Origin of the sequence: Paenibacillus sp. OK003 (assembly GCF_900109515.1) — a bacterium.
In the GTDB taxonomy this organism is placed as follows: domain Bacteria; phylum Bacillota; class Bacilli; order Paenibacillales; family Paenibacillaceae; genus Paenibacillus; species Paenibacillus marchantiae.
Genome location: NZ_FOBD01000030.1, coordinates 20,616 through 45,758 on the forward strand (window position 1 = coordinate 20,616; position 25,143 = coordinate 45,758).

Here is a 25,143-nt window from a genome sequence, read left to right on the forward strand (position 1 = left end):
GACACTCCCTCATCCCGTTCGAATGAAATGTCATCTTTTTGCTTCATATTACTCTTCCTTATCAATTATAAAGAGATTCATCAGAATTACAGCTTTAACGCCATGGATGGCGAAAGAGAGATATCAACCGTCTTGTGGAAAGGGGTCATAAAGTTAACTAACACAACCTTACACTTATCAGGCAGCTTCGCCTCACGTACAGTTGCCGCCAAATGCCCTACCTCGCCTCCGGTCAGCTCAATCCAGTCATCTCCACAGGAATAACGCAATGTGCCGCTCTTCCACAGATAATGGCCTTCATCCGTCTCAAGCAATTCCCCATGGAAAAGCTCGCCCTCGCTTCCAAACACGAAAGACAACTGCACCATGATCTGCTCTGGTTGATCTCCTGCCAGTTTCAGGGTCCAGCCATTTTCCGTTCGTAGTACTTCCGTCTGTACATGGAATGTCTGCTCATGGGTGAGCGCTCGACTTTGATGGGGCAACAAATACCACGGACTGATGTCTGTTCCCGCCGTCTCAGGCAGTTGGCTATCCGGGATCGGACCGTAATAACCTTTCTTCTGTTCGCCCGTCAGGCGGTAACCTGCTGGCAATCGAGACATCTGCTGCATCGGCACATACCCTGGATTAAAATAAGAGGCCAACTGAACGGCCAGCAGACGTACGGCACCATGACGAAGGGCAAAGAATGAAGGCACCTCCGTCATTACAGTTGCACTTGTATTACCGGAACGAATACGTGCTACAGGTGCGCCGAAGTCCGTATGCAACCGGCTGTGTGAGATGCGTCCATGATGACCTGCCGAATCCATTCGCTGTAAATAGTTCTCCCGCACAAATCGTTCGTTTAGTATGATCTCGTACAGCTCAGGCAGCTGTTCACGTGCCTTACCTGCCTGCTGCTGAAGCTCAGGCTCCAGCAGCAGCCGAACGAGCGCATTGACCGAGCAGACGCCGGGATCTGTTAACATTTCTCCCGCCCAATCGGCCATGCCGGCAAAGATCGGATCACCGTCCAACCGGGCCAAGATGGCATACGGCAAGTAATACGGAGATAAATCATGCATGCTCCCCAGATCCTGACGACCTGAGTAATCCGTAACAACCTCGCCTGTTGGATGTACAAGATATACCATCATACGAAGATTGAGTCTCACCGGGTTCAGCAATTCGGGACGGTTCAACAGGCGTGCCGCGTGAATCAGCATGATGTCGCTAACCGCGCTGTAGATTCCGTTGCTTCGTTCAGTCCACTCTCCATCAGGCGTAATGTCCATGCCTTCAGCCAGCCATTGCTCTGCACGCTGCACAGCTTCCTCCAGATCAAACAATTGATGCAGGAAACCGAGCGCCGCGCATAGCACCCAGCGATGATTCGGCGTATGACAGCCTCCAGTCAGCAAGACAGGAGCAGTTCGTTCCAGAAACAGGCGCATATTGTCCAGCACAGGTTGCAATTGCTCCCAGTCTTGCTGCTGAAGAAGTTGATATAACTGAGCATATCCCACGACAAGAAATGCAGTATCCGGCGGAGAATGGGAATTGGTCCAGCCGGGGGAGATGGAGCCGTCTGCATGCTGATTGCGGAGTACGTACTCCGATGCAAGCTGCAGACGATTTAACAGTTCTTCATTCTGATAATAGATCGAATCCGGATTGGCGATTGCCGCTCCCCAGTAACACATGTCTGTAGGTGTTCCGGTCGTGTGGTTGACCCAGGCGATACCTGTAGAGGGGTCAATCGTTCCTCCAAAATAACGACTTTCCGGATCAAGCATTTGCCGGGATATCCCTTGTTTCACTGCTCTGTCGTTGCTTTCCACCAGTTGTCTGTACATGTCTATTCCCTCCAAACAAATGCCGTTATGCGGAATATTCGGCGCAGTAATTCTGTCATCTGTTTAATCACGCGATTGGCTTAAGAAAACCTGTGATCAGCCCTTAACTGCTCCAAGCATAGCACCACTAACAAAATATTTTTGCAGCCATGGATAGACGAGCAGAATCGGTACAGTCGCAAAAATAACGGTGGCTGCCTTGAGACTTTCCGGGGTTAATGGAGCGCGATTGGCACCCTCCATCAGCGTAAGTTCACTCACCATATTGTTTTGTACCATTTGGAAGAGCTTGAGCTGTAGCGGATACAGATGAGGATCATTAATATACAAAAGAGAATCCTGAAATCCATTCCATCGTCCAACTGCATAGAAAAGGGCCAAAGTAGCCAATACAGGCATGGATAGTGGCAATATAATCTTAAAGAGCGTGTGTACATGCGAACTGCCGTCAATCTCTGCCGACTCCTCCAAACTTTCCGGTATGCCCCTGAAGAACGAAATCAGGATAATCAGGTTAAACGGACTCACCAGACCAGGCAGAATCAAGGCCCAAACCGAATTAAGCAAGTTGAGATCACGAATGAGCAAATACTCAGGGATCATCCCGCCACTAAAGAACATCGTAATAATAATGACATACATAAAGAGCTTACGCCCTTTCAGTTTTTTCTTGGTTAACGGATATGCAGCTGCAAGTGTGAACAACATGCATAATACTGTGGTTACGATCGTCAGAACCGTCGTGAAGCCCAGTGAATAGAGCATTGATTGATCAGAGAACACCTGCACATATGCATCCCAATTGAATTCTTTAGGGAATATAGTTACCTCACCAGATGTAATCGCTCGGTTAGAGCTGAGCGATATTGCAATCGTGTGCAGAAAAGGAGCCAGACAGAATATAACAAACAAGGTGATAAAGCAGATATTAACGATATCAAAAATCCGGTTTGAGGTGCGTTCACTCATATGCGCACAGCTCCTTTACTGATGGTCTATACAAACAAGCCGATTGGCATAACTTCCGTTCATCTACAACCTACAAAATACCTTCACCCGTTGCTTTCTTCGAAATATAGTTGGATCCTAGCACGAATATGAGTCCCACCACTGCCTGAAAAAGCCCAACGACGGTTGCCAGTGTGTATTGTCCTGATTCAAGACCAATTCTGTATACAAAGGTACTGAGTACATCGGAATATTCTCGCACTGCCGTGTTACCGATAATATAAGGCCGATCAAAGCCGATGCTAACCATATGTCCGAGATTGAGAATAAGCAAGGTTACAATCGTGGGTTTAATACTTGGCAGCGTAATATGCCAGATTCTCTTCAGCCGTGTTGCTCCATCAATCTCTGCCGCTTCGAACAATTCCTTGTTAACACCCGTCAACGCAGCCAGATACAGAATGGTTCCCCAACCTGCACTTTGCCAGACACCTGTGAACAGATAGGTCACGAGCCAAGGGTTTTTCTCTGTCAAAAATGGGATCGAATTTAAGCCCATGCTCTCCAATATACCGTTAACCATACCGGATTGATTGCCGAATAATTGGTACACAATTCCCCCGATGATAACCCATGAGATAAAGTGAGGAATGTACAGAATCGTCTGCGATATTTTTTTGAACCATTTAAATCGAACTTCATATAGCATGATGGCTAATATAATTGGCGCAGGGAACGAAACAATCAGATCAAGAAAATTCAGCAAAAAGGTATTGCGTAATGTGGTGTAGAAGTCACGCATCCCAAATACCTCACGGAAAGCATCGAAACCGATCCACTCACTACCGTTAATGCCCTGAAACAAGTTGAAATCCTTAAAAGCGATCTGAACACCGTACATCGGTCCGTAGCGAAAGATCAAAAAGTAGATCAGGGGCAGTGAGATCAGTGCATACAATTGCCAATACCTTTTCAAGTATGTGGTGGTCAACTCGGTTTCCTCCTATCAACAGAGAAACGGCTGTGCCGCAACGAGCGGCACGGCACATATCCCTTCCAAAGTTATGCGGTAACATACGTATCTATCTTGAAGCCATGATGTGTAAAGCTTATTTATGGGATAGAGGTTGCTCACTGAAGTGCTTCTTCAAGCTCTTTCTTCAATTCTGTGCCCCCCAGCGACATGAAATCATTCATTTCCTTTTCATAAACCGCTTCGAATTCTGCCGGCTTAGCCATGGCTGTTTTTACGATAAGCACTTTTAGCTTATCATTCAGCACCGTCCCATATTTGGATTCCGCTTCAATCGGTTTGTCAAAAATAATCGGACCAATGGTGTCGGTATTAGCGATATCAATCGATTGTCTCATCAAATCCTGATTGTTTTTCGGGAAGCCCGCAATCCATGCTCCTTCATTCACCGTCTGGTCTCCGATCACTTTGCCGTTGGCGATAATAGCCATGTCACCAGAATTGTAGATACGATCTTTCATTTCCTGTGTTGCATCATCATTGACAACCGGAATTCCATCGACCATATTGTAATTTTCGCCTTCGACGCCGCTGTATATATCAAGCAGATTATTTCCAGAAGCCATCCAATCCAAATATTTCACTGCCTCCACAGCTCGTTTGCTACTCTTCGGAATCATGATATACATTCCATTGCTACCGTAACGTGATTTGATATGTTTATTGTCAACATTGGCGTTCGTATAAGCATCGATTGCTGCAACCTTACTACCCGGCACGTTCTTGTACAAATTATCCAGCATACCGTCTGCGTACAGAATCTGACCTACATCTTCCGACATGTAACCAATGTTGCCGTTCTGGAAGTCCTTAACCAATTGTGCTTTCTCTTCGTCGAGACTGAAATCTTTGCTGATCAGACCTTCATTGTACAATTTGTTAAGGAACTGCATCGCGTCCTTAAAGCCTTCATGCAACGGTAATTCGTATCGTTGGCTGTACGTCAGTCCATCCTGAATCGGCTTGATAAAGGAATAAATCAGTGTCTCATACTGAGCTGGTGCAAGCGCCATACCCATTGGGATGTTTTTGCTACCCAGATTACCCGGATCTTTCTCTTTAAACGCTTTTAACGTTTCGTAAAGTTCATCTGTTGTCGTTGGAGCCTTCATTCCAACTTTGTCGAGCCAATCCTGGCGGATATAAGAATTATAGCGGGCAGTAATGGCACGCTTACCCGGAATCGCGAATTGCTGACCTTCAAGCTGACCGAACTTCAACAAGTCTTCACCCAGATATTCCTTTAAATTAGGTGCATGTTCATTAATAAGCTCACCTACGTCAGTAAGCCCCCCCTGCTGAGCATACCGATAAAATACACTTGAGTCATATACAAATACAATGTCCGGAACGTCGCTGGCGCTAGCCATCAACACATTAAGCTTGGTCGTTTCCTCTGACCGCTGAACAGGCACGAATTGCACATCAATGTTATTTGGATCACCGAACTGTTCCTGAATCCATTTAGTCATATAGTTATTCGTAATGGTGTACGGAGAGGGACTATTACCGCGGTCAAACACCTCCACTTTTAAAGTGACACGCTCGCCATTGCCTGATGCACTGCCTTCTGATTCCTGATTCGATGCAGATGAACAGCCGGCTAGCAAGGAAACTCCCATTACCATAGTAAGCGCCAATCCCATCCATTTCTTTAGACTCCCTTTGGTTGCTTTTCCTGTCATTTTGTCATCTCCTTAGCATTGCGTGAATGTTTAAAGCTTGCCCAGAGTATTCCACATCTTTCCGCGCCCTGGCAATAAACTCGTTTCGGAAACGCTTACATAAGGATAATGGTTTATCCCCTGTGACGATTTTCGCAGACTGACTATATTCGTAAAGGGACCAAAAACAGGCGTAACTCAAGGGTTTCTTGCATAAAGCGCAGGCTTCCAAATGGAATACAGGTTTATACCAGCAGCAAAAAAGGCGGACTTCTGCATGGCTTCTCCTGAGAGAAACCTGCATGAATTCCACCCTGTGCTTAGCATGATTTAATGCGCAGCATGAGCCTTTGATTTACGACTCGTTGTCGCGATGTTCACGTTTCATACGGCGATAATCTCCCGGTGTAATACCCGCAACCCGTTTGAATACACGTCCCAAGGTAATTCCATTGGCATACCCCACCTTCAGGGCAATGTCCTGCAATGAAAGATCCGTCTTCCGTAGAAGACGTTCTGTTTCCTTCATCCGCAATTCAGTAAGGAAATCTACAAACTTCATATTGAACTCGGTCTTGAACAAATAACTCGCATGTTTGCCGGTAATCTGGAATCGATCGCTCAGATGTTTCAGCGAAAGATCAGGATTCGCAAACTGTTCTTCGATATAGTTTTTCATTTCATTGACCATCGCTTTGTAGCTCTTGGTTTCAGTTACCGACACATAAGTTCTGAACAGGTCCGTCAGGTCATCAAAAAGAATGTCTTTGACACCCTCAAGTGTCTCCGCTTCTTTCATCAGCATCAACCACTTGTTTATGTTCTCCTCCGATAATTTCTCCTGCAGCTGTTCAGACATGACCGCTACTTCCCGGCTGAGCATCTGTAGCATCGCCTGAATCAAGGAGTGAATCTCATCATCTGGCAGCTTATCACGTTCAAAAGCCGTGAAGATCTCCTCCAGTTGATCACGCCACTGACTGCTCGACATCCGAAACCGTTTAACAAAATCAGCTATCATCTGCAAATAAGTATAGGTATCAAGCAGCTGCTGCTGGCTTTCCCCATACCCGGCCAGCGCCACATTACCGTCCCTCAGCAATCTTCGATGCATCACAGTCTCAGCCGCCACGTATGATCCACGAATGGCCTTGATGCCCTCTGCGATCGGTCCGATACCGAAACTCAATGATATACGCAGATTCTGCTCAACCCAGGATCGGCATTCCTCCGCAACTAAGCGAATCTGCTCAGTCATATCCGGGCTGCCGTCAGTAGATAGGAAAAGGATCGCAATCTGATCCGAGCTGACCCATTCCGTCCAGCATTGCATGCCCGCATTGCGTGAGAGCTCCTGCAGCACATTCATTAACGCAAATTTGAGCGTATTCTGTTCACCTCTCGTAAACCGTTCCTGGAATCCCTTCTCATATCGGTTGATTTCGCCAACCACAACAGCGAAGCATGACGAAGTATCCACGCCAGTTAACGGGGAAAGTTCCTTTAAGCGCTCTACAGCGTGATCCAGATTCTCCCCATTCAGCAGATCGTTAAAAAGTTTGCTGCGCTGCAGCAGCACGTTTTCCCTGCTCTTTTTGTCTGAATCCATCATATGGTTAATCAGGTTTTCCAACACGCCATCAATCAATTTCATCTCATCTGTCCCAGAGCCTGATTGTTCCAGCACCCGAATCTGATGAGCCTCAATCCGATTCATAATAATCTGAATGGGTTTATAGTTGCGGCGAGTGATGTAGATAATATAGACGATTGCACAAATGACGGTAACAACCGCAATAATCACCCATACATAGGAAACCACCGAGACCCAACCATATAAGTTCCCCTTCTTGATCCCACTGGAGATCGTCCATCCCAATCTTTCCAGCGAAAGGTTGTTCAGCTCTTGTCCTTCTACGGCACCTTCACGATCTGAATGCGCATCGTATACAACCTGACCGTCACGGTCAAGAATGCTCATGAAAGAAAGCTGTCCATTGACCATACTATCAATACTCTGCTCGATACTGCTCATCTTGATATTAATGACAAGCACCCCATCCGAGCCAAATGGTAGGGGCATGTCTTTATCCACCGTCAGCACCCGAATAGGCATACGCTGATTAATTCCTGCATCGTATTCCCTTACAGGCTGCCAGCCTGAAGAAAGAGAATTGGACTCGATCCGATCAATCCACGCCTTGTCTGAAAAGCTGTCTAAATCCTTGGAGCCGCTTGAGGTTAAAACGCTTTCATTTTTCTTGTCATATAAATAAATCGATTGGATCCAAGGGTTGGAACTCGTTATCTCACGCAAGCTTTGTGCAATGCTATACACGGTCTCTTTGCCTACCTGGTTCTGGCTATTAAAATAATACTTATAGGCCTGCTCACTCTGCACCGCTTCCATCACGGATAGTTCAATATCCCGGATCGTCCGGTCCAGACTGTCCACCAAATAGCTGGAGGAGATGCGGTCTGCTTTCCTTGTTTCTTCCCTGGAGATGTCATTAATGAAAACAAAAGCGATAAAAATGAGTACGGTCATGGTAAGAAAAAAAATAGGAAAATAAGAAAACAGTAAACGATAATACCAAGTCCGGGACAATAGACCCCACTCCTCACTCCACGACACCGTTGTATACTAGCCGTGGTTCTACTGTTCATCACATCAGTTACATCTCTGGGATTCAATTCCCCCATAAACACAGCCATAAGATCAATTTTAAGTTATTATAACACAAGCCCCCAGGCAGCAAATGAGTAATCGATTCTCTCCTTCTCCTTAACTCATCCGCATCTTTACCCTAATCCATCATAAAAAAACAAAAACCGTGCTGAGCAGCAAACCACTCAAACACGGTACAGTACACCTGGATTCGCACTAATCTGTGCTGCATGATTAAATCCCTGAGTCTTTGAACAACGTCGCCATAGACCCGCCATCCACAATAATGCGAATAGCACGAGCAAGCATTGGAGCTACGGGCAACACTTTGAAGCATTCGGGATGATCATCCGGCAGTGCGATGGAGTCTGTGACCACCACCTCGGCTATAGACGGGTGATTGAGCTTACTTAGCGCTCCGTCCGAGAACAGACCATGTGTTGCGCATACATATACGTTTTTGGAGCCTCGCTCCTTCAACCCTTCAACAACATTGAGAATTGTCGTTCCGGTATCGATCAGATCCTCAATAATAATCGGAGTTCGACCCTCAACATCCCCAATGACGTGTGTAATGATCGATTCGTTGTGGCTTGGCCGCTTCTTGATCATAATGGCAAAAGGTGAATCCAGACGATTCGCCAGTTTCTCTGCCATCGAGGCTCGTCCCGCATCAGGGGAGACAACCACCGGATTTTCAATCCCTTTACTCAGCAAATAATCACTAATAAGGTCCAATGATGTCATATGGTCCACTGGAATATTGAAGAATCCCTGAATTGCTGCTGCATGCAGATCAATGGTCACTACCCGGTTCGCTCCGGCGGTAGTTAACACATCCGCAACCATCTTGGCTGAAATCGGCTCACGTGGAGCAGATTTGCGTTCCTGACGAGCATATCCGTAGTAGGGAACAATAATATTTACCGTACGGGCAGAAGCCCTTTTGGCTGCATCAATCATAACGAGCAGTTCTACGAACAACTCATTGATCGGATGTGATAATGATTGAACCAGAAACACATCACAGTTGCGGATCGTCTCTTCGTAGTGAACGTATATTTCTCCGCTCTTGAACCGGGACAGTTTGATCTTGCCTAGTTGTACACCCAGCTTGTCGCATACCTGTTCTGCCAGCTTAGGGTTCGATGAACCGGAAAAAATACGTAACGAATGCTGCATAATGCCCTCCCGAGGGTTGAAGTCCCAATATAATCCTTTATCAGTCTAAAAGTGAATGTTCAAAAAGTCCGGTTTTCAGTACCTTTTGAACTACCTCTAAAAAGGTTATTTCCTACCCTCATTATACTCCACTGCCTTATACATTTAAAGAAAGGAACGAGCGCTGTCGGCCTTCAAAAACGGCGACCTCCGTACAGCCCAGCTCACGCAGGAGCGCCTCGGCCTCAGGCAGATAATCGCCTAGCTTCAGCGGATCATGTGCATCGGAGCCAAGGGTCAGCGGAATCCCCAATTGAACGGCCTCCGTTAACATCCGGCGACCAGGGAACATCTCTGCGCAGGGCTTCGATAATCCGGATGCATTGAGCTCCATGGCACAGCCACTTTTCGCAATAGCTTGCAGCGCTGCATTCTCCAGAGCTATACGCTCTTCAGTCTGTTCTGGTGCCGGAGTGAAGCCAAAGCGTTTGATTACATCCGTATGACCCATAATATCGTACATCCCCGTCGCTGCCGCTTTGCTAACAGCATCATAGTACTGACGATAGACTTCCAGTACGTCTTTGCCTTCCCAATGATGGGTCTGGCGAAAATCCGTAATGTCCCATTCCCCGAGAAAATGAACCGATCCAATCACATAGTCCCATGGGTACCGCTCAATAATGGCCCGAATTTCGGTCTCCCAGCCTTCAATATAGTCGCCTTCAAGGCCGACACGTACATCAATCTGACCACGGTACCGCTCTTTCAGAGAAAAACACTCTTCCACATAACGCGGCAGCTCGTCCATGGGCATCGCCATCTCAGGATAATAGTGAGCAGGGTCTACATGTAGCAAAGGCATGTGATCCGACAGCCCGATCTGCGACAGTCCAATCTCCACCCCACGCTGCACATAAGCCTCCAGCTTGCCAACCGCATGACCACACCGCTCATGGTGTGTATGATAGTCTATAAGCACAGGCTCGCCTCCTAATCGCGGCGAGGCCGCTCGTGGCGACGGCTCAGCTCTGACATGATGTCGTCCAGCGGTAGCTTGCGCTCTTGCAACAGAACGAGCAAGTGATACATCAGGTCACTGACCTCAAGACGAAGCTCGTCATTGTCTTTATTTTTGGCGGCGATGATCGTCTCGGACGCTTCTTCACCGATTTTTTTCAGAATTTTATCAACGCCTTTATCGAACAGATACGTCGTATATGCGCCTTCCGGACGCTCGCGTTCACGCTCTGCAATGACCGATTCCAGTTCAGCCAGTACTTCAAAACGGCTTTCGGAGCTCGCACTTGAAGTCGTTGCACTAGAATCGCCTGAAGCCTGGTCTGCGGATTGCTCTGGCAAGCCCACGATTTCATTATGGAAACAGGTCACTGCTCCGGTGTGGCAAGCAGGTCCGTTCGGCTTCACTTCAACCAGCAAGGTGTCACCATCACAATCATATTTCAATGAAGTAATCGTCTGTATGTTGCCTGAAGTTGCACCCTTGTGCCACAACTCTTGACGCGAGCGTGACCAGAACCACGTTTCACCGGATTCCAGCGACAATTTTAGGGATTCCCGATTCATATAAGCCATCATCAGAACTTGGCGTGTCTCTGCATCCTGCACAATGGCAGGTACCAAACCATCGCTCCAGCGAATGTGTTCCACAACCTGCTCCAAGGATAACTGCTCCTTGATCTCATTGCTAACGTTAGTCACGGATCTCCACTCCTTGCTCTCTCAAATGTTGTTTTAACGCCGGAACGGCGATTTCTTTGTAATGGAATATCGTTGCAGCTAGGCCTGCGTCCGCTTTGCCTGTTGTGAACACATCATAGAAATGCGATTCCTTGCCCGCACCACCTGAAGCAATGACCGGAATACGTACCGACTCAGATACCGCTGCGGTCAGCTTCAGATCGAATCCGTCCTTCGTTCCGTCCGCGTCCATGCTTGTCAGCAGAATTTCACCAGCGCCTAAGGTCTCCGCCTGTTTAACCCAGTCCAGCGCCTTAATCCCTGAAGGTTTACGTCCACCATGCGTATACACTTCCCATTCGCCCCAAGCCTCATTAAACTTGGCGTCTATGGCAACGACGATACACTGGGAACCAAAGCGGCGCGCTCCGTCTGCAATCAGCTGAGGATTAAGCACGGCTGCCGTATTTACCGCAATCTTATCCGCCCCTGCACGCAGAATGCGCTTCATGTCTTCCACCTTGGAAATCCCACCACCTACGGTAAAAGGAATGGCGATCTCGCCTGCGGTTTGCCGCACCACTTCTTCCATCGTCTCGCGGCCTTCCACCGAAGCGGAGATATCGAGAAACACCAGTTCGTCCGCACCCTCGCGGTCATACAGCGCCGCCAGCTCCACGGGATCACCCGCATCCCGGAGATTGACGAAGTTAACGCCTTTGACAACCCGGCCGTCCTTTACGTCCAGACAAGGAATGATTCTTTTTGCCAGCATGCTCCTCTTCCTCTCTATCCGATTATCGATACCTGTATAAGTTCAACCATAGAATATTTACACTAGCCACTCCGATGACAGAACAACCTTCCGATCGCTTGGGATAAAGGCGAACGTTTCACTTCTTCAGGTTATTTCTGTCCTCTCCGTTATCGTGCAAATGTTTATTTGAGCTTATATAGTACCGCTATTATTTATTTACCGCACGTACCGCTTCAGACAGATCAATACTGCCAGTATACAGCGCTTTTCCTACGATTGCTCCTCCGATACCATCTTCCGCATGTTTGCTTAAACGAAGCAGATCATCCATGACACTAACTCCACCGGAAGCAATCACTGTACGGCCACTTGCCTTCGCAAGAGACACGATCGCTTCAACGTTAGGACCCTGCATCATGCCATCACGAGAGATATCTGTGAAGATGAAGGTTTCTGCACCGAATGCCGCCAGCTCCTTCGCCAGTACCTCAGCCTGAACCTCCGATGTCTCCAGCCATCCACGTGTCGCTACATAGCCGTTGCGTGCATCGATACCAATAGCTACTTTGTCTCCATACCGTCCCAGTACTTCTTCTGTAAAAGCGCGATCTTCAATCGCAGCTGTTCCGATAATCAGACGACTCACACCGAGACCGAGCAAACGTTCTACATCAGCCACTGTACGAAGACCTCCACCTACCTGAACAGGCACGTTAACGGCCGAAGCAATACGCCCGATCAGCTCATCATTCACGGGATAACCTGCTTTTGCACCGTCTAGATCCACTAGATGAACGTATGTACCACCTTGCTTCTCCCAGGAAAGAGCAACTTGAACCGGGTCATCGTTATATACCGTCTCCTGATTGTAATCTCCCTGCACCAGTCTTACACATTTGCCGTCCCGGATATCAATTGCCGGATATATGATAAAAGATGACATACAAGACCTCCTGAATATATTCATATTTGTCTCTATATAAATTGAAACTAAAGAATATTTACACTTGCCACTGCGATGACAGAACAACCTTCCGATCGCTGTTATCCCCAGATTTTTTTTGAATCCCTTATTTAAAGGGGAAAATCCAGGGATAAAGGCGAAGCGTATGCTTCCGATGCAGCTTTCTTTCAGAAAGCTTTTAGCTCCGCTTCTTCAGGTTATTTCTGTCCTCTCCGTTATCGTGTAAATGTTTAGTTCAATTTATATAGATTAGATTCTATAAAAGATTAGCTACGTATTATTTTATAAGGATGGAATTAAAAAATCATATGATCGCTGATTATGATTACGCCTTTGATCCAGTCAACGCCAGGAAGTTTCCAAGCAGCTTCATACCCAGCTCTCCGCTCTTCTCCGGGTGGAACTGCATGCCGAAATTGGAGCCTCTGCCAACAATCGCCGTAACCGGATGTCCGTAATCCGTTACTGCCAATAGATCGCTCTCTACGTCCGTACGTGCATGATATGAATGGACAAAATAGACATGACTTGCCTCAAGCCCCGCGAATAGCGGATTTTCCGGGTGCAGGAACTGCAATCGATTCCAGCCCATATGTGGAACCTTTAATTCTCCCGGTGCGAATCGCACGACTTTACCCGGCAAAATATTCAATCCATCATGCTCCCCATGCTCCTCACTTGAGCTGAACAACAGCTGCATGCCCAGACAGATCCCGAGCAGCGGTGTTGGTCCAGCTGCCGCTTCCTTCACCACAGCGTCCAATCCACTCTCTCGCAAGTGCACCATGGCATCGCCAAATGCACCTACACCTGGCAGAATCACACCATCTGCACCAAGAATCGCATCCCGGTCACCTGTGACCAGCGCTTCGTAGCCAAGACGTTCGACCGCTTTGCCGACGCTGTGCAGGTTCCCCATACCGTAATCGACAATTGCAATCGTCATCGTCTACAGCACTCCCTTCGTGGAAGGCACACCTGTTACACGTGGATCAATCGTTGTTGCCTCATCCAGTGCACGTCCCAGTGCTTTGAAGATCGCCTCGATCATGTGGTGTGTATTTTGTCCGTAGTGCACGATAACGTGCAAGGTAATGCGCGCTTCCAGCGCCAGTTTCCACAGGAACTCATGTACCAGCTCGGTCGAGAAGCTGCCCACTTGCTGAGAAGGATATTGTGCGCGGTACTCAAAGTGAGGGCGGTTGCTGACATCGATGACTACCTGAGCGAGAGCCTCATCCATCGGCACAAATACACTGGCATAACGTTTGATGCCCCGCTTGTCACCCAATGCTTCACGAAGAGTCTGTCCCAGACAGATCCCGATATCCTCTACCGTGTGGTGGTCATCAATATCAACATCGCCGCGCGCCTGTACGTTCAGATCGAATTGTCCATGCTTCGTGAACAGATCGAGCATATGATTCAGGAAAGGTACGTCCGTTTCAATCTCGGATTGCCCAGTTCCATCTACGGCAAAAGAAAGCTGAATGTTCGTTTCATTTGTTTTGCGGTCTACCTCTGCCTGACGTACAGCACCCTTATTCTGAAGGTCCAAACCATTATCCTGCTTATCCATTATCCGATTCCGCCTTTCCTTCCTGTTCTAACCGTACAGCGATCGCACGGGCGTGTCCTTCGAGCCCTTCATGCCGGGCCAGCTCTATAATAGCCGCTCCATTTTGGAGTAACGCTTCCTTGCTGTAATAGATCAAACTCGATTTTTTGATAAAATCATCCACGTCCACGGGTGAGCTGAATCGTGCCGTTCCATTTGTCGGGATGATGTGATTCGGTCCGGCAAAATAATCCCCTACCGGCTCCGAGCTATACGGGCCGAGGAAGACTGCTCCGGCATTCTCGATCCGGCCAGCGTAAGCCATGGGCTCCTGCACCATGATCTCCAGATGCTCCGGTGCGAGCCGGTTCACCACATCGATTCCCTCATCGATGGAATCGACCACAATAATCGCGCCATGCTGCTCCACGGAAGCAGCAGCGATATCGCGCCGCGGCAGCACTTCCAGCTGCTGCCGCACTTCGGCCTGCACGGCTTCCGCCAGCACGGCCGAGGTTGTGACGAGAATGGCCGATGCCATCTCGTCATGCTCCGCCTGCGACAACAGGTCGGCGGCGACATACACCGGATTCGCCGTATCATCGGCGAGCACCACAATCTCACTCGGCCCGGCGATACTATCGATATCGACTGCGCCGTACACCTCGCGCTTCGCGAGCGCCACGTAAATATTGCCCGGTCCACAGATCTTGTCGACCGGGGCAATACTCTCCGTGCCGTAAGCGAGGGCGGCGATCGCCTGAGCGCCGCCAACCCGATACATCTCGCTCACGCCTGCTTCCGCAGCAGCCACGAGAATGTACGGGTTAATGCCTTCGCCGCCGTTTGTTGACGGCGGCGTCACCAAAACAATCTCCGGCACGCCAGCCACCTGTGCCGGAATCACATTCATCAGCACTGACGAAGGGTACGCTGCTTTGCCGCCAGGTACATAAACGCCGACCCGCTTCAGCGGTCGGATTACCTGGCCCAGCAGACTGCCGTCCGGCTGCCAATCCATCCATGAGTTGCGCTTCTGCTTCTCATGAAACGCACGAATGTTAGCGGCGGCCTGACGGATCGCCGTCACGAAGGAAGGCTCCACAGCTGCATAGGCTGCTTGCAGCTCTTCCTGCGGCACGCGAAGCTCCGCAGCCGTCAGCTTCGTGCGATCCAGCTGCTCTGTGTAACGCAGCAGTGCCGCATCTCCTTCCCGGCGAATGTCGCTGACAATGCGCCGTACCGCTTCATTTTGCTCAGGTGTACCGTATTCCACTTCCCGCTTCAAATCAAACTCCCGTGCAGGTACAATTTTCATGAGTACAACCTCCCTATCTCTGTAGTGCCTGTGATACTTTAATATCTGTAATAGCCACTAATGCCCATATGTTCTATATGATCAATCATTGATTAGTTGCTTCTGCTCCATCTTACATGCTTGATTTATCCCCGAAAGATCCCCGAAGACACCTCATTCGAGGCTGGAATGACCTGCTGAAGAGCATCGCATAATGCTTGAATCCGTGCATTCTTCATCCGATAGCTGACCCGATTGGCAATAAGGCGGCTGGTGATATCCAGAATACCCGTCATCTCCACGAGTCCGTTCTCACGCAACGTCTGACCTGTCTCCACAAGATCGACGATTCGATCAGCCAGACCGATCAGCGGCGCCAGTTCGATGGACCCGTTCAGTTTGATCACTTCTACCTGCTGTCCCTGCTCACGGAAATATTGGGAGGCAATCCTTGGGTACTTTGTTGCTACCCTCTGCTGAATGCCAGGCGTCCAGTCGGGTAGTCCAATAACAGACATGCGGCACTGGGCGATTCCCAGGTTCAACAATTCGTATACGTCCCGATTTTCCTCAAGCAGAACGTCTTTACCCACTATGCCAATATCCGCTACTCCATACTCCACATACGTTGGCACGTCTACGGGCTTCGCCATGATGAACTCCATCCCCGCTTCCGGCACTTCGATGACCAGCTTGCGCGTATCGTCCACGTCTTCCGGAATATCAAGCCCTGCTTCACGGAACAGTTTGGAGGCTTTCTTATAGATTCGGCCCTTCGGCATAGCTACCTTCAAAATATCCGACATCTCAGCGTCCCCCTCCATTTTCATGTCCGTACGTGATAACCTGCTCAGCCTGAATCGTCTTTCTACCAGTTGTGGCACCAACTTTTGCTACACTTACCTCTGCCTCATCTTCGGAAAGCAGAGATGTGACTACATTTTGACCGATGCTGCGTAGTCTCGCCGCCTCTGTTAGAGCCTCAGCCCGGCATTCCGAAGTATATTGAATAAGTATAGGCTTCTTCTCTTCCATCGTAATTCCATGAACACCATCGATAATCCGGTTTGTTTTGAGTGCAAACCCTGTAGCGGGTAAGGAACGGCCAAACTGCTGTAAAAGATTATCATATCGTCCACCACTGCATACCGGGGATCCGAGCTCTGCCGCATACCCTTCAAACGTCATGCCTGTATAATAGGAGAAATCACCAATCATCGTCAGATCAATCAATACATGCTCTGAGACACCGTACGCTTCCAACACTTCGAATACTGCACAGAGATGTGCAATGGACCTTGCCGCTTCAGTACTTGAACTCAGCTCTGCTGCGTGTGTACATACCTCTTTACCGCCACGCAGACGCAAAATGGCTTCAAGCTGCTCCTTCAGTTTCGGTTCCAGATTCAATGCTTCAATGGATTGGCGATAGCCGACATAATCACGTCCCAGCAATCCTTCTTTCAACTGTTCCTGTTGTACCGTTTGACCCGGAATGACTTCTTCCAGTAACCCGTTCAGAAACCCCATATGACCCATCGCAATTTTAAAGGAAGACACACCCGCTGCCTGCAAAGAAGCAATCGCTAGTGCTACAACTTCTGCATCTGCTTCTGGCGAATCATCACCGACAAGCTCTACACCTGTTTGGAAAAATTCCGCCTCACGCCCCGCTTCCTCTTCAATGGAACGAAACACATTTGCATGATAGGACAGACGCAGAGGAAGCTGCTCATCCTTCAATAGAGAAGAGACCACCCGTGCAATCGGAGCTGTCAGATCTGATCTTAGTACGAGCGTAGTCCCGCGACTGTTCAATAATTTAAACAACTTGCGATCCGATGTGGAACTCGCTACACCTACGGTATCGTAGTATTCGATCGTTGGCGTAATGATTTGACGGTAACCCCAGCGTTCCATGCATTCCAATACATTCCGCTCAATGGTTCGCAGCTTGGTCACCACATGTGGTGTATAGTCACGAAAACCTGTCGGTTTTTCAAAGCCTTTTGGTTTGGACATTGGTATTATTCACCCCGAGTCAGTAATTTAAGATTGGTAGACGTTCTATTTCAACAGGATTTATGTAGTGTAAATCCCCATTCTATCTTGTAGCCTGAGTTCTTATTGCTGCTGCCAGGCAGCCTTTAGAAAATGTTTAGTACGTGTTCATTTATGCTTAATTATACTTAACTTCCGTCTTGTTTCTTTAACATGGTAAAGTGCTAACAAACTAAAGGATATGGGATATGATAACATGAATGACCATCCATCGTCAACAATACCGCCCCTTTGGGGTGCTTGTACTACATCCTCCATTTTGATCCTATTGCTGGAGATTAGTCTAATTATGTGTATACGAAAAAAGCTGCTATCAGCAGCTTCCTTACTCCAGTCCATTCGACTTATTGCTCTTCCCCTGACTGAATCAATTCAGGTTAATTTTCGTCCGTATATTCTTTGTGATGATCTTTTGCAAATATGTCCGTAGGCCGTCTCCCAGAAGCAGGTTCATCCGCCTTTATGACAATCTCCTCTGCTGAAGCATTGGAGCGAGACAGATCACGGAGTGGATTCCCGCCTACAAAAGCCCCCGGAGCTACATCCTTATGGACAACTGCTCCTGCAGCTACAACCGCACCGTCTCCGATGGTCACACCCGGCAGGATGGTTGAATTAGCACCGATCAGTACATTTTCCCCAATAATCACCTCACCGAGTCTGTACTCTTTAATAAGATACTCGTGAGCCAAGATCGTGGTGTTGTAACCAATCACAGAATTTTCGCCTACCGTAATTTTCTCCGGAAAGAACACATCAACCATCACCATCAACCCAAATGCCGTATGTTTACCCACCTTCATGCCAAGCATGCGACGATAGATCCAGTTCTTGACCGATAGAATCGGGCAGTACCGTGATAACTGAATCCAGATAAAGTTACGCACGCCTTTCCACGGACTCACTGTCTTGTAGATATGCCAAAGTGCGTTATGACCTTCTACGGGATAGCGGGTTACTTTTCTCATGAACGTTCCGTTTCAATCAGCTTAAGCAAGTCCTTCATGTCGTGCAAAATGTAATCCGGGTTATAGCCGCTCAATACGGCCTCTCCCTTAAGGGACCAGGCTACGCCTGCCGCAAGCGCACCCGCGTTCTGTGCCGATTGAATATCGACAGGGCTGTCACCCACCATCAATGTTTTGGACGGATCTGCACCCAACTCTTCGATCGCCTTTAGCACCGGTTCAGCATGCGGTTTGGGATGGGTTACATCGGTAACCGTCACAATCGATTTCATATACTTCAACAGGTCGAAACGCTCCAGCACCTTAAGAGTAGATGGACGGATCTTTGTCGTGACAACACCCATCACAATTCCTGCCTCATGAAGAGCCTCAACAACCTCAATCACGTGAGGAAACGGCTGAACCATCGCCTCATGATGAACGTCGTTGTACGCCCGATATCCTTTGACATACTCCGCAACATCCTCTTTCCCAGAAAACGTACGCATCTGATTCTCCAGTGTTCCCCCCATATGAGGAATGATCTGTTCGCGTGTCCAAGGGGTAGATAACTGCAAATCCTCCATTACATGAAGGAAAGAGTTAATAATTAGTTCATTCGTGTCGATAATCGTTCCATCCAGATCAAACAAAACCGTGTCAATCATGTTACATTACTCCTTTTTCTCTTCAGCTTGCTTCAGATCCTCTTTGGTCGAGACTGGAGTTACCGTGTCCTCTTTGCCAGCAACCGGGCCTGTGTGCACCATATCATCCGATGATTCTGAAGGAACCTTGGAAGATACAATTGGATCGCTATACCGTACATCTGCCTTGCCTGTCATTCTTCTCACGACGATGAATACCACCGCAACAATAATGATGCCAATAGCCAGCAGCTGCGAAATTCTTACGTTACCATAGGCTGGATCAAGATATCCTTGCTCGAAGCCCATAGCTGTCATCGGCGACCACAACCCATTTACCATGGAGGCAAGCCATTGCGGAGCCTGGAATCCCAGACTGTCGGTACGCAGCGCTTCGATAAAGAATCGACCGATCGAGTACCAGATAAAATAGGACATAAACAGCTCACCAGCACGCAGGAACTTCTGACGACGAAGCACCAGCAAGATGACCAGACCAACAAGACTCCACATCGATTCATACAAAAATGCAGGATGATGGAATACACCTTCCACATTCATCTGATTAACGATAAAGTCTGGCAAATGAAGCTTGTCTCTCAAAAATGATTCTTCTACAGGGCCGCCATAGGCCTCTTGGTTTACAAAGTTACCCCAGCGTCCGATCATTTGTCCAACGATCAATCCAGGTGCACAGATGTCGGCCATGCGCCAGAAATTATACCCTTTACGACGGAAGAAAATGACTGCACATATGATCGCACCAATCAGTGCGCCATATATGGCGATACCACCATTCCATATTTTAAAGACATCCCACAAATTATCCTTATAATCGTCCCATCGAAACGCCACGTAGTATATGCGGGCACCGATAATGGCAGAAGGCACACCAAGCAGAACCATGTCCATGAACACTTCCTGCGGAATGTTATACCGTTTGCCTTCCCGGATGACAAGCAGCAAACCTACAAGTGCCGCTGTACCGAGTATAAGCCCGTACCAGTGAACCTTTAACGCTCCGATGGAGAACGCAATCGGGTTCAACAGTAATAATGTATCCATTCATTCACACTCCTATAAATTGACTCATTCACAAGCATGACCAATTGCTGCATGTCTCCAACACGCTATACAGAAGTAGAACACATCATCAATTGGCCTTTAATCATATAATAGGTCCTTCTCTTCTTAGTCCATGTCTTCCATATCTTCAGAGATCGTTGCTGTCAGCTTGTTCGTAAATTGCAACGCAGCATTCAGCCCCATCTGTTTCAAGCGATAGTTCATTCCCGCTACTTCAATGATAACAGCCAAGTTCCGCCCCGGACGAACAGGAATCGTTACAAGCGGTACATCTGTGTCAATGATGCGTGTCGTCTCTTCATCCAGACCAAGACGATCATATTGTTTATCCTGCTGCCAAGCTTCCAGACGAACAACCAGTGTAATCCGTTTGTTATTACGAACCGCACCCGCACCGAACAATGTCATTACGTTGATGATCCCGACACCACGGATCTCAAGCAGGTGACGGATTAATTCTGGCGCAGTTCCGTGCAGCTGGAAGTCTGATGTCTGACGAATTTCTACCGCATCATCGGCGATCAATCGGTGACCACGTTTCACCAGTTCCAGTGCAGTTTCACTCTTACCAATGCCACTGCTTCCGGTGATCAACATCCCTACTCCATACACATCACAGAGTACACCATGAATCGTTGCTGTAGGCGCCAGTTTCTTCTCCAGAAATCCAGTAATCCGGCTGGACAGAATCGTTGTAGCCATGTTGCTGCGAAGCACAGCCAGGTTCTGTTCTTCACTGATGTCAATCAGTTCCTGTGGCACTTCAAGTCCACGAGTTACTACGATACATGGCGTTTCCTCCGTACAAAGACGCTGCATCCGATCTCGGCGCTCATCTTCCGGCAACATTGCAAAAAAGGCCAGCTCTGTTCGACCAAGCAGCTGTACCCGTTCTTGTGGATGATATTCAAAATAACCGGCCATTTCCAGGCCAGGACGGTTCAAATCGTCTACAGTAATGACTCTCTTCAGTCCGTGAGATCCAGAAACAACCTCCAACTGGAACTGTTGTACCAATTCAGATACTTTCACTTTTTTCGCCATTTGTCTCTTCCTTTCAGCATTCGCTGCCCTCTATGTACATCAGCATTAGCGTCATTCCATTGTATTAATAGCGCATTCATGTTGTTTGTTACAGCATCTAACCTTCAAATAATCTTAAATGAATTCCGGAATGAATGCAATCTTGGCTTCCACCCGTGTAAGAGTAAAAAAGCCCCTTCCAGCAATAACGGAAGGGGCTCAGATTACAATGTATAATTGCGTTAACTGCAGATTCCATCGTTAACGATGAATCTCAGTACTATTAGTCTTGAAGAAGAACGTTTGCTTCAGTCTCTTTGTCAAAGATATGAACTTTGTTCATGTCAATTGCCATTTTAACTGTGGAACCATCACGAGTGTTGGAACGTCCGTCTACACGTGCGATTGTAGTGTCGTTACCTACACCGCTCAAGTAGAGGAGCATTTCGTGACCCAGGTTCTCTGTTACGTCTACGTGTGTAGAGAATACAGAGTTCGGGGATGCTTCCAGGAATACTGGCTCTTCGTGAATGTCTTCTGGACGAACACCCAGAATCACTTCTTTACCAATGTATCCTCTTGATTTCAGCACTTGTGCTTTACCTTGTGGGATTTCAACGTCCACACCAGGAGCTACGAAATGCAGGCTAGTACCTTGCTCAGCCAACTTACCCGAGATGAAGTTCATTGTCGGGGAACCGATGAAACCAGCTACGAACAGGTTAGCAGGGTGATTGTAAAGCTCTTCCGGAGAAGCTGCTTGTTGGATGATACCATCCTTCATAACAACGATCCGATCACCCATTGTCATTGCTTCGATTTGGTCATGCGTTACGTAGATAACAGTTGTTTCCAAACGTTTCGCAAGTTTAGTGATCTCAGCACGCATTTGACCACGCAGTTTCGCATCCAAGTTGGAGAGAGGCTCATCCATCAAGAACACTTGTGGATCACGGACGATCGCACGTCCCAGAGCGACACGCTGACGTTGACCACCGGACAATGCCTTAGGTTTACGCTCAAGCAAATGCTCGATATCCAGGATTCTAGCTGCTTCACGTACACGTTTGTCGATCTCATCTTTTTTCACTTTACGCAATTTCAGACCAAACGCCATGTTTTGGTATACGCTCATATGCGGATACAAGGCATAGGATTGGAATACCATCGCGATATCGCGGTCTTTAGGAGCAACATCATTAACGACACGGTCACCGATATAGAGTTTACCTTCAGAAATTTCCTCAAGGCCTGCGATCATACGCAGTGTTGTTGATTTACCACAACCGGACGGACCTACCAGTACCAGAAACTCTTTATCTTTAATGTCCAGGTTAATATCAACTACTGTTGCTTTATCAGAACCCGGGTATTTTTTGAAAATATGCTCTAAACGTACACCAGCCATGATTGTTGCCTCCTCAGAGATCATTTTGTAATCGAATACATTTTGTAGTTTTATATTAACCCATTTGCATGATGTTTGACTATTCGCAAACTGCACAAAAATATCAAAGCTTTTTCGTCACTTTGTACATAAGCAATAAAAGTCGTACCAGAACAGCACTTTCGAAGTTTCTGACATCATATCCGATCTCCTGTTTGATCTTATCCAAACGATATACCAAGGTATTTCGATGAATGAAGAGTCGCTTTGCCGTCTCGCTGACATTACAATCGAGATTGAAGAAAGTCTCCAGTGTAGCCAGTGTCTCACTATCACTAAACAACACAGTGTCTTTGCCCGTTTCCTGTATAAAACGAAGTCGCTGTTGCACAGGAATACTATCTACCAAACGCTCGAGGTGCAGATCCCAAGGAAGATGAATGTGTTGCACGACATGGAAAGCCCTGCCCAAGTGAACACTCTCTTGAAGAAGTGCTGTGACAGGAGATAGCTGCTTTGCAGGGACACACGGTAAGGATGCGGACAAATGAAATACACCCGCCCATTCACTGGCTACCAATTCATAGAGCCCCTGACAAAAGGCATTCAGTAAATCCTTTCTGGCTTCCATCGTATCCTCTTCAGCTTCGCCAGTGACAATCTGTTCATCACCTAGAAAAACCCACTCCTGCTCTCCTACAGGAATCAGTATAATCTCTTCACCGAAGTAACTTTCGAGTAACTTGTTCAATTCCTTCGAACGAATGCGATGAGCATCAGGTGTCTCACATTGCAGCAAAAAAGGGATTTTCTCTGTGTTCAATTCTCCATCCAGTAAAAAATGATCTGGAATAGGTTCCTGCTGGATATTTTGCTCAACCTGCTTGCGAAGCCACTGTCCCAGTTCAGCAAGCTGTTGTTCTCTATCATTTTCATATATCACAGGCTGTTCTTCATCTAGCAATTCCCTATGACTACTAATGAGAAGTTCAATTAAACGCTGCACTTCCAGCGTAACGGCTTCAACAGAGCATCCCCAATATACAACAGTCCCTTCTTCCTCGTTGATCCCGACTTTAAAATATATATGGTCTTCTGTACGCCAACTGCTTACATCCGTAGCCAAACCATCCATCATCTCATCATCCCGTATGAGATCTTCGGCTTCTTTTATAACTGTATTATGAGCCTCTGGAACAGTTCTATGTTGAGCTGAGCTTAATCCATATTGATTCCATTCTTTTATAGTTATCACGGATTCGTCCAATGTAGTACCTATAATTGCTTCGATTTGTTGTTTTAAATCAGGTATGAGCTTCATATAATGAACGCCACCACTCTGCTTTTTTTCTATTATCTTATCATATCTTGCGCAGCATCGCCTTTTTCAGTCCTTACCCTGAGTTTCCGCATTATGAATTTATTTATCTATAACAAAAAAAGAGCGACTAATCAAATTAATGATCAATCACTCTTTTTCAAAAGATGAGTCATGAAGGGCTCGAACCTTCGACACCCTGATTAAAAGTCAGGTGCTCTACCAACTGAGCTAATGACTCGAAAAACTGGTGGAGGATGATGGATTCGAACCACCGAACCCGTACGGGAGCAGATTTACAGTCTGATGCGTTTGGCCACTTCGCTAATCCTCCAGGATTACATGGTGGCTCGGGACGGAATCGAACCGCCGACACGAGGATTTTCAGTCCTCTGCTCTACCGACTGAGCTACCGAGCCTTATTTAATTTTTAGATTAATGGCGGAACCGACGGGATTCGAACCCGCGATCTCCTGCGTGACAGGCAGGCATGTTAGGCCAACTACACCACGGTTCCAGGCATTAATGGTGCCGGCGAGAGGACTTGAACCCCCAACCTACTGATTACAAGTCAGTTGCTCTACCAGTTGAGCTACACCGGCGTATATGGTGGAGGCTGAGGGGATCGAACCCCCGACCCTCTGCTTGTAAGGCAGATGCTCTCCCAGCTGAGCTAAGCCTCCTGGGTAATATGGTAGCGGCGGAGGGGATCGAACCCCCGACCTCACGGGTATGAACCGTACGCTCTAGCCAGCTGAGCTACACCGCCATATTAATAATATTGTACTTGATTGCTTGTCCATCTTAAGATAAAGATGGCGGAGAGAGAGGGATTCGAACCCTCGCACCGCTTACGCAGTCTAACCCCTTAGCAGAGGGTCCCCTTATAGCCACTTGGGTATCTCTCCAAATAGACAATCATGAACAATGCTTACAAGGATTGCTCCCTGAAAACTAGATCCGAAACAAAATTCGCGATTTATAACTTGCATATTTGGATAAGCCCTCGACCGATTAGTACTGGTCAGCTCCATGCATTGCTGCACTTCCACCCCCAGCCTATCTACCTCGTCGTCTTCAAG

Annotated in this window: 21 protein-coding genes, 8 tRNA genes and 1 rRNA gene; all 30 read right to left on the reverse strand. The window is 47.6% G+C overall.

Annotated features, from left to right (window positions below; translation table 11 throughout):
* Nucleotides 1-86: 86 nt before the first annotated feature.
* Nucleotides 87-1,841 carry a hypothetical protein gene (locus tag BMW94_RS28870; RefSeq protein ID WP_091002058.1) on the reverse strand — a complete coding sequence of 585 codons (1,755 nt, stop codon included), beginning with the start codon at nt 1,839-1,841 and terminating at the stop codon, nt 87-89.
* A gap of 96 nt (nt 1,842-1,937) precedes the next feature.
* Nucleotides 1,938-2,810, reverse strand: a complete 873-nt coding sequence (locus tag BMW94_RS28875; protein ID WP_091002059.1) for a carbohydrate ABC transporter permease — start codon at nt 2,808-2,810, stop codon at nt 1,938-1,940.
* A gap of 70 nt (nt 2,811-2,880) precedes the next feature.
* A complete protein-coding gene (locus BMW94_RS28880) occupies nt 2,881-3,780 on the reverse strand; it encodes an ABC transporter permease (RefSeq protein ID WP_091002060.1) in 900 nt (299 codons plus the stop codon).
* Between the two features lie 140 nt (nt 3,781-3,920).
* Nucleotides 3,921-5,507 (reverse strand): extracellular solute-binding protein, encoded by a 1,587-nt coding sequence (locus tag BMW94_RS28885; RefSeq protein ID WP_091002061.1) that lies wholly within the window; start codon nt 5,505-5,507, stop codon nt 3,921-3,923.
* A 334-nt stretch (nt 5,508-5,841) separates the two neighbouring features.
* On the reverse strand, nt 5,842-8,094 hold the full coding sequence (locus BMW94_RS28890) for a helix-turn-helix domain-containing protein (RefSeq protein ID WP_091002062.1): 2,253 nt from the start codon (nt 8,092-8,094) through the stop codon (nt 5,842-5,844).
* Between the two features lie 294 nt (nt 8,095-8,388).
* On the reverse strand, nt 8,389-9,336 hold the full coding sequence (locus BMW94_RS28895) for a ribose-phosphate diphosphokinase (RefSeq protein ID WP_090904967.1): 948 nt from the start codon (nt 9,334-9,336) through the stop codon (nt 8,389-8,391).
* 136 nt (nt 9,337-9,472) lie between these two features.
* The gene (hisJ, locus tag BMW94_RS28900) at nt 9,473-10,297 is read right to left on the reverse strand and encodes a histidinol-phosphatase HisJ (protein ID WP_091002063.1); all 825 of its coding nucleotides are present in this window, start codon (nt 10,295-10,297) and stop codon (nt 9,473-9,475) included.
* Between the two features lie 11 nt (nt 10,298-10,308).
* Nucleotides 10,309-11,037 (reverse strand): bifunctional phosphoribosyl-AMP cyclohydrolase/phosphoribosyl-ATP diphosphatase HisIE, encoded by a 729-nt coding sequence (gene hisIE / locus BMW94_RS28905; protein WP_091002065.1) that lies wholly within the window; start codon nt 11,035-11,037, stop codon nt 10,309-10,311.
* Nucleotides 11,030-11,791 carry an imidazole glycerol phosphate synthase subunit HisF gene (gene hisF / locus BMW94_RS28910; protein ID WP_091002067.1) on the reverse strand — a complete coding sequence of 254 codons (762 nt, stop codon included), beginning with the start codon at nt 11,789-11,791 and terminating at the stop codon, nt 11,030-11,032. Before hisF ends, hisIE begins: the two co-directional genes overlap by 8 nt.
* A 190-nt stretch (nt 11,792-11,981) precedes the next feature.
* Nucleotides 11,982-12,716, reverse strand: coding sequence for a 1-(5-phosphoribosyl)-5-[(5-phosphoribosylamino)methylideneamino]imidazole-4-carboxamide isomerase (gene hisA / locus BMW94_RS28915; protein WP_091002068.1), 735 nt, complete (start codon nt 12,714-12,716; stop codon nt 11,982-11,984).
* Nucleotides 12,717-13,062: 346 nt separating this feature from the next.
* On the reverse strand, nt 13,063-13,683 hold the full coding sequence (gene hisH, locus BMW94_RS28920; RefSeq protein WP_091002070.1) for an imidazole glycerol phosphate synthase subunit HisH: 621 nt from the start codon (nt 13,681-13,683) through the stop codon (nt 13,063-13,065).
* Nucleotides 13,684-13,686: 3 nt separating this feature from the next.
* Nucleotides 13,687-14,316 (reverse strand): imidazoleglycerol-phosphate dehydratase HisB, encoded by a 630-nt coding sequence (hisB, locus tag BMW94_RS28925; RefSeq protein WP_091002072.1) that lies wholly within the window; start codon nt 14,314-14,316, stop codon nt 13,687-13,689.
* Nucleotides 14,309-15,613: a histidinol dehydrogenase gene (gene hisD, locus BMW94_RS28930; protein ID WP_091002073.1), complete on the reverse strand. Its 1,305-nt coding sequence runs from the start codon at nt 15,611-15,613 to the stop codon at nt 14,309-14,311. The genes hisB and hisD overlap by 8 nt, the downstream gene beginning before the upstream one ends.
* A gap of 125 nt (nt 15,614-15,738) precedes the next feature.
* Nucleotides 15,739-16,398, reverse strand: coding sequence for an ATP phosphoribosyltransferase (gene hisG, locus BMW94_RS28935; RefSeq protein ID WP_063566516.1), 660 nt, complete (start codon nt 16,396-16,398; stop codon nt 15,739-15,741).
* A 1-nt stretch (nt 16,399) separates the two neighbouring features.
* Nucleotides 16,400-17,614 carry an ATP phosphoribosyltransferase regulatory subunit gene (locus BMW94_RS28940; RefSeq protein ID WP_091002075.1) on the reverse strand — a complete coding sequence of 405 codons (1,215 nt, stop codon included), beginning with the start codon at nt 17,612-17,614 and terminating at the stop codon, nt 16,400-16,402.
* 416 nt (nt 17,615-18,030) lie between these two features.
* The gene (locus BMW94_RS28950; RefSeq protein ID WP_254790405.1) at nt 18,031-18,621 is read right to left on the reverse strand and encodes an acyltransferase; all 591 of its coding nucleotides are present in this window, start codon (nt 18,619-18,621) and stop codon (nt 18,031-18,033) included.
* Complete coding sequence (gene ppaX, locus BMW94_RS28955) at nt 18,618-19,268, reverse strand: pyrophosphatase PpaX (protein ID WP_091002078.1); 651 nt, start codon at nt 19,266-19,268, stop codon at nt 18,618-18,620. The genes BMW94_RS28950 and ppaX overlap by 4 nt, the downstream gene beginning before the upstream one ends.
* A gap of 6 nt (nt 19,269-19,274) precedes the next feature.
* Nucleotides 19,275-20,312: a prolipoprotein diacylglyceryl transferase gene (lgt, locus tag BMW94_RS28960; protein ID WP_091002080.1), complete on the reverse strand. Its 1,038-nt coding sequence runs from the start codon at nt 20,310-20,312 to the stop codon at nt 19,275-19,277.
* A gap of 126 nt (nt 20,313-20,438) precedes the next feature.
* A complete protein-coding gene (gene hprK / locus BMW94_RS28965; RefSeq protein ID WP_063566521.1) occupies nt 20,439-21,377 on the reverse strand; it encodes an HPr(Ser) kinase/phosphatase in 939 nt (312 codons plus the stop codon).
* Between the two features lie 262 nt (nt 21,378-21,639).
* Nucleotides 21,640-22,764, reverse strand: a complete 1,125-nt coding sequence (locus BMW94_RS28970; protein ID WP_091002082.1) for an ABC transporter ATP-binding protein — start codon at nt 22,762-22,764, stop codon at nt 21,640-21,642.
* 103 nt (nt 22,765-22,867) lie between these two features.
* Entirely contained in the window at nt 22,868-24,064 is a 1,197-nt protein-coding gene (locus BMW94_RS28975; RefSeq protein ID WP_254790406.1) for a PucR family transcriptional regulator, read from the reverse strand.
* 165 nt (nt 24,065-24,229) lie between these two features.
* A tRNA-Lys gene (locus BMW94_RS28980) sits at nt 24,230-24,302 on the reverse strand.
* A gap of 7 nt (nt 24,303-24,309) precedes the next feature.
* Nucleotides 24,310-24,395, reverse strand: a tRNA-Tyr gene (locus BMW94_RS28985).
* A gap of 9 nt (nt 24,396-24,404) precedes the next feature.
* A tRNA-Phe gene (locus BMW94_RS28990) sits at nt 24,405-24,480 on the reverse strand.
* 20 nt (nt 24,481-24,500) lie between these two features.
* A tRNA-Asp gene (locus BMW94_RS28995) sits at nt 24,501-24,578 on the reverse strand.
* 9 nt (nt 24,579-24,587) lie between these two features.
* A tRNA-Thr gene (locus BMW94_RS29000) sits at nt 24,588-24,663 on the reverse strand.
* 5 nt (nt 24,664-24,668) lie between these two features.
* Nucleotides 24,669-24,744 (reverse strand) — tRNA-Val (locus BMW94_RS29005).
* Nucleotides 24,745-24,753: 9 nt separating this feature from the next.
* Nucleotides 24,754-24,830, reverse strand: a tRNA-Met gene (locus tag BMW94_RS29010).
* A gap of 47 nt (nt 24,831-24,877) precedes the next feature.
* A tRNA-Ser gene (locus BMW94_RS29015) sits at nt 24,878-24,969 on the reverse strand.
* A gap of 86 nt (nt 24,970-25,055) precedes the next feature.
* A 23S ribosomal RNA gene (locus BMW94_RS29020) occupies nt 25,056-25,143 on the reverse strand; the annotation flags it as partial.

Bases quoted from the DNA above. Each gene is read 5' to 3' on its own strand.
- BMW94_RS28870 (WP_091002058.1), bottom strand. From the start codon at position 1,841: ATGTACAGACAACTGGTGGAAAGCAACGACAGAGCAGTGAAACAAGGG.
- BMW94_RS28875 (WP_091002059.1), bottom strand. From the start codon at position 2,810: ATGAGTGAACGCACCTCAAACCGGATTTTTGATATCGTTAATATCTGC.
- BMW94_RS28885 (WP_091002061.1), bottom strand. From the start codon at position 5,507: ATGACAGGAAAAGCAACCAAAGGGAGTCTAAAGAAATGGATGGGATTG.
- BMW94_RS28895 (WP_090904967.1), bottom strand. From the start codon at position 9,336: ATGCAGCATTCGTTACGTATTTTTTCCGGTTCATCGAACCCTAAGCTG.
- hisF (WP_091002067.1), bottom strand. From the start codon at position 11,791: ATGCTGGCAAAAAGAATCATTCCTTGTCTGGACGTAAAGGACGGCCGG.
- hisA (WP_091002068.1), bottom strand. From the start codon at position 12,716: ATGTCATCTTTTATCATATATCCGGCAATTGATATCCGGGACGGCAAA.
- hisH (WP_091002070.1), bottom strand. From the start codon at position 13,683: ATGACGATTGCAATTGTCGATTACGGTATGGGGAACCTGCACAGCGTC.
- hisB (WP_091002072.1), bottom strand. From the start codon at position 14,316: ATGGATAAGCAGGATAATGGTTTGGACCTTCAGAATAAGGGTGCTGTA.
- hisD (WP_091002073.1), bottom strand. From the start codon at position 15,613: ATGAAAATTGTACCTGCACGGGAGTTTGATTTGAAGCGGGAAGTGGAA.
- hisG (WP_063566516.1), bottom strand. From the start codon at position 16,398: ATGTCGGATATTTTGAAGGTAGCTATGCCGAAGGGCCGAATCTATAAG.
- BMW94_RS28940 (WP_091002075.1), bottom strand. From the start codon at position 17,614: ATGTCCAAACCAAAAGGCTTTGAAAAACCGACAGGTTTTCGTGACTAT.
- BMW94_RS28950 (WP_254790405.1), bottom strand. From the start codon at position 18,621: ATGAGAAAAGTAACCCGCTATCCCGTAGAAGGTCATAACGCACTTTGG.
- ppaX (WP_091002078.1), bottom strand. From the start codon at position 19,268: ATGATTGACACGGTTTTGTTTGATCTGGATGGAACGATTATCGACACG.
- lgt (WP_091002080.1), bottom strand. From the start codon at position 20,312: ATGGATACATTATTACTGTTGAACCCGATTGCGTTCTCCATCGGAGCG.
- hprK (WP_063566521.1), bottom strand. From the start codon at position 21,377: ATGGCGAAAAAAGTGAAAGTATCTGAATTGGTACAACAGTTCCAGTTG.
- BMW94_RS28970 (WP_091002082.1), bottom strand. From the start codon at position 22,764: ATGGCTGGTGTACGTTTAGAGCATATTTTCAAAAAATACCCGGGTTCT.
- BMW94_RS28975 (WP_254790406.1), bottom strand. From the start codon at position 24,064: ATGAAGCTCATACCTGATTTAAAACAACAAATCGAAGCAATTATAGGT.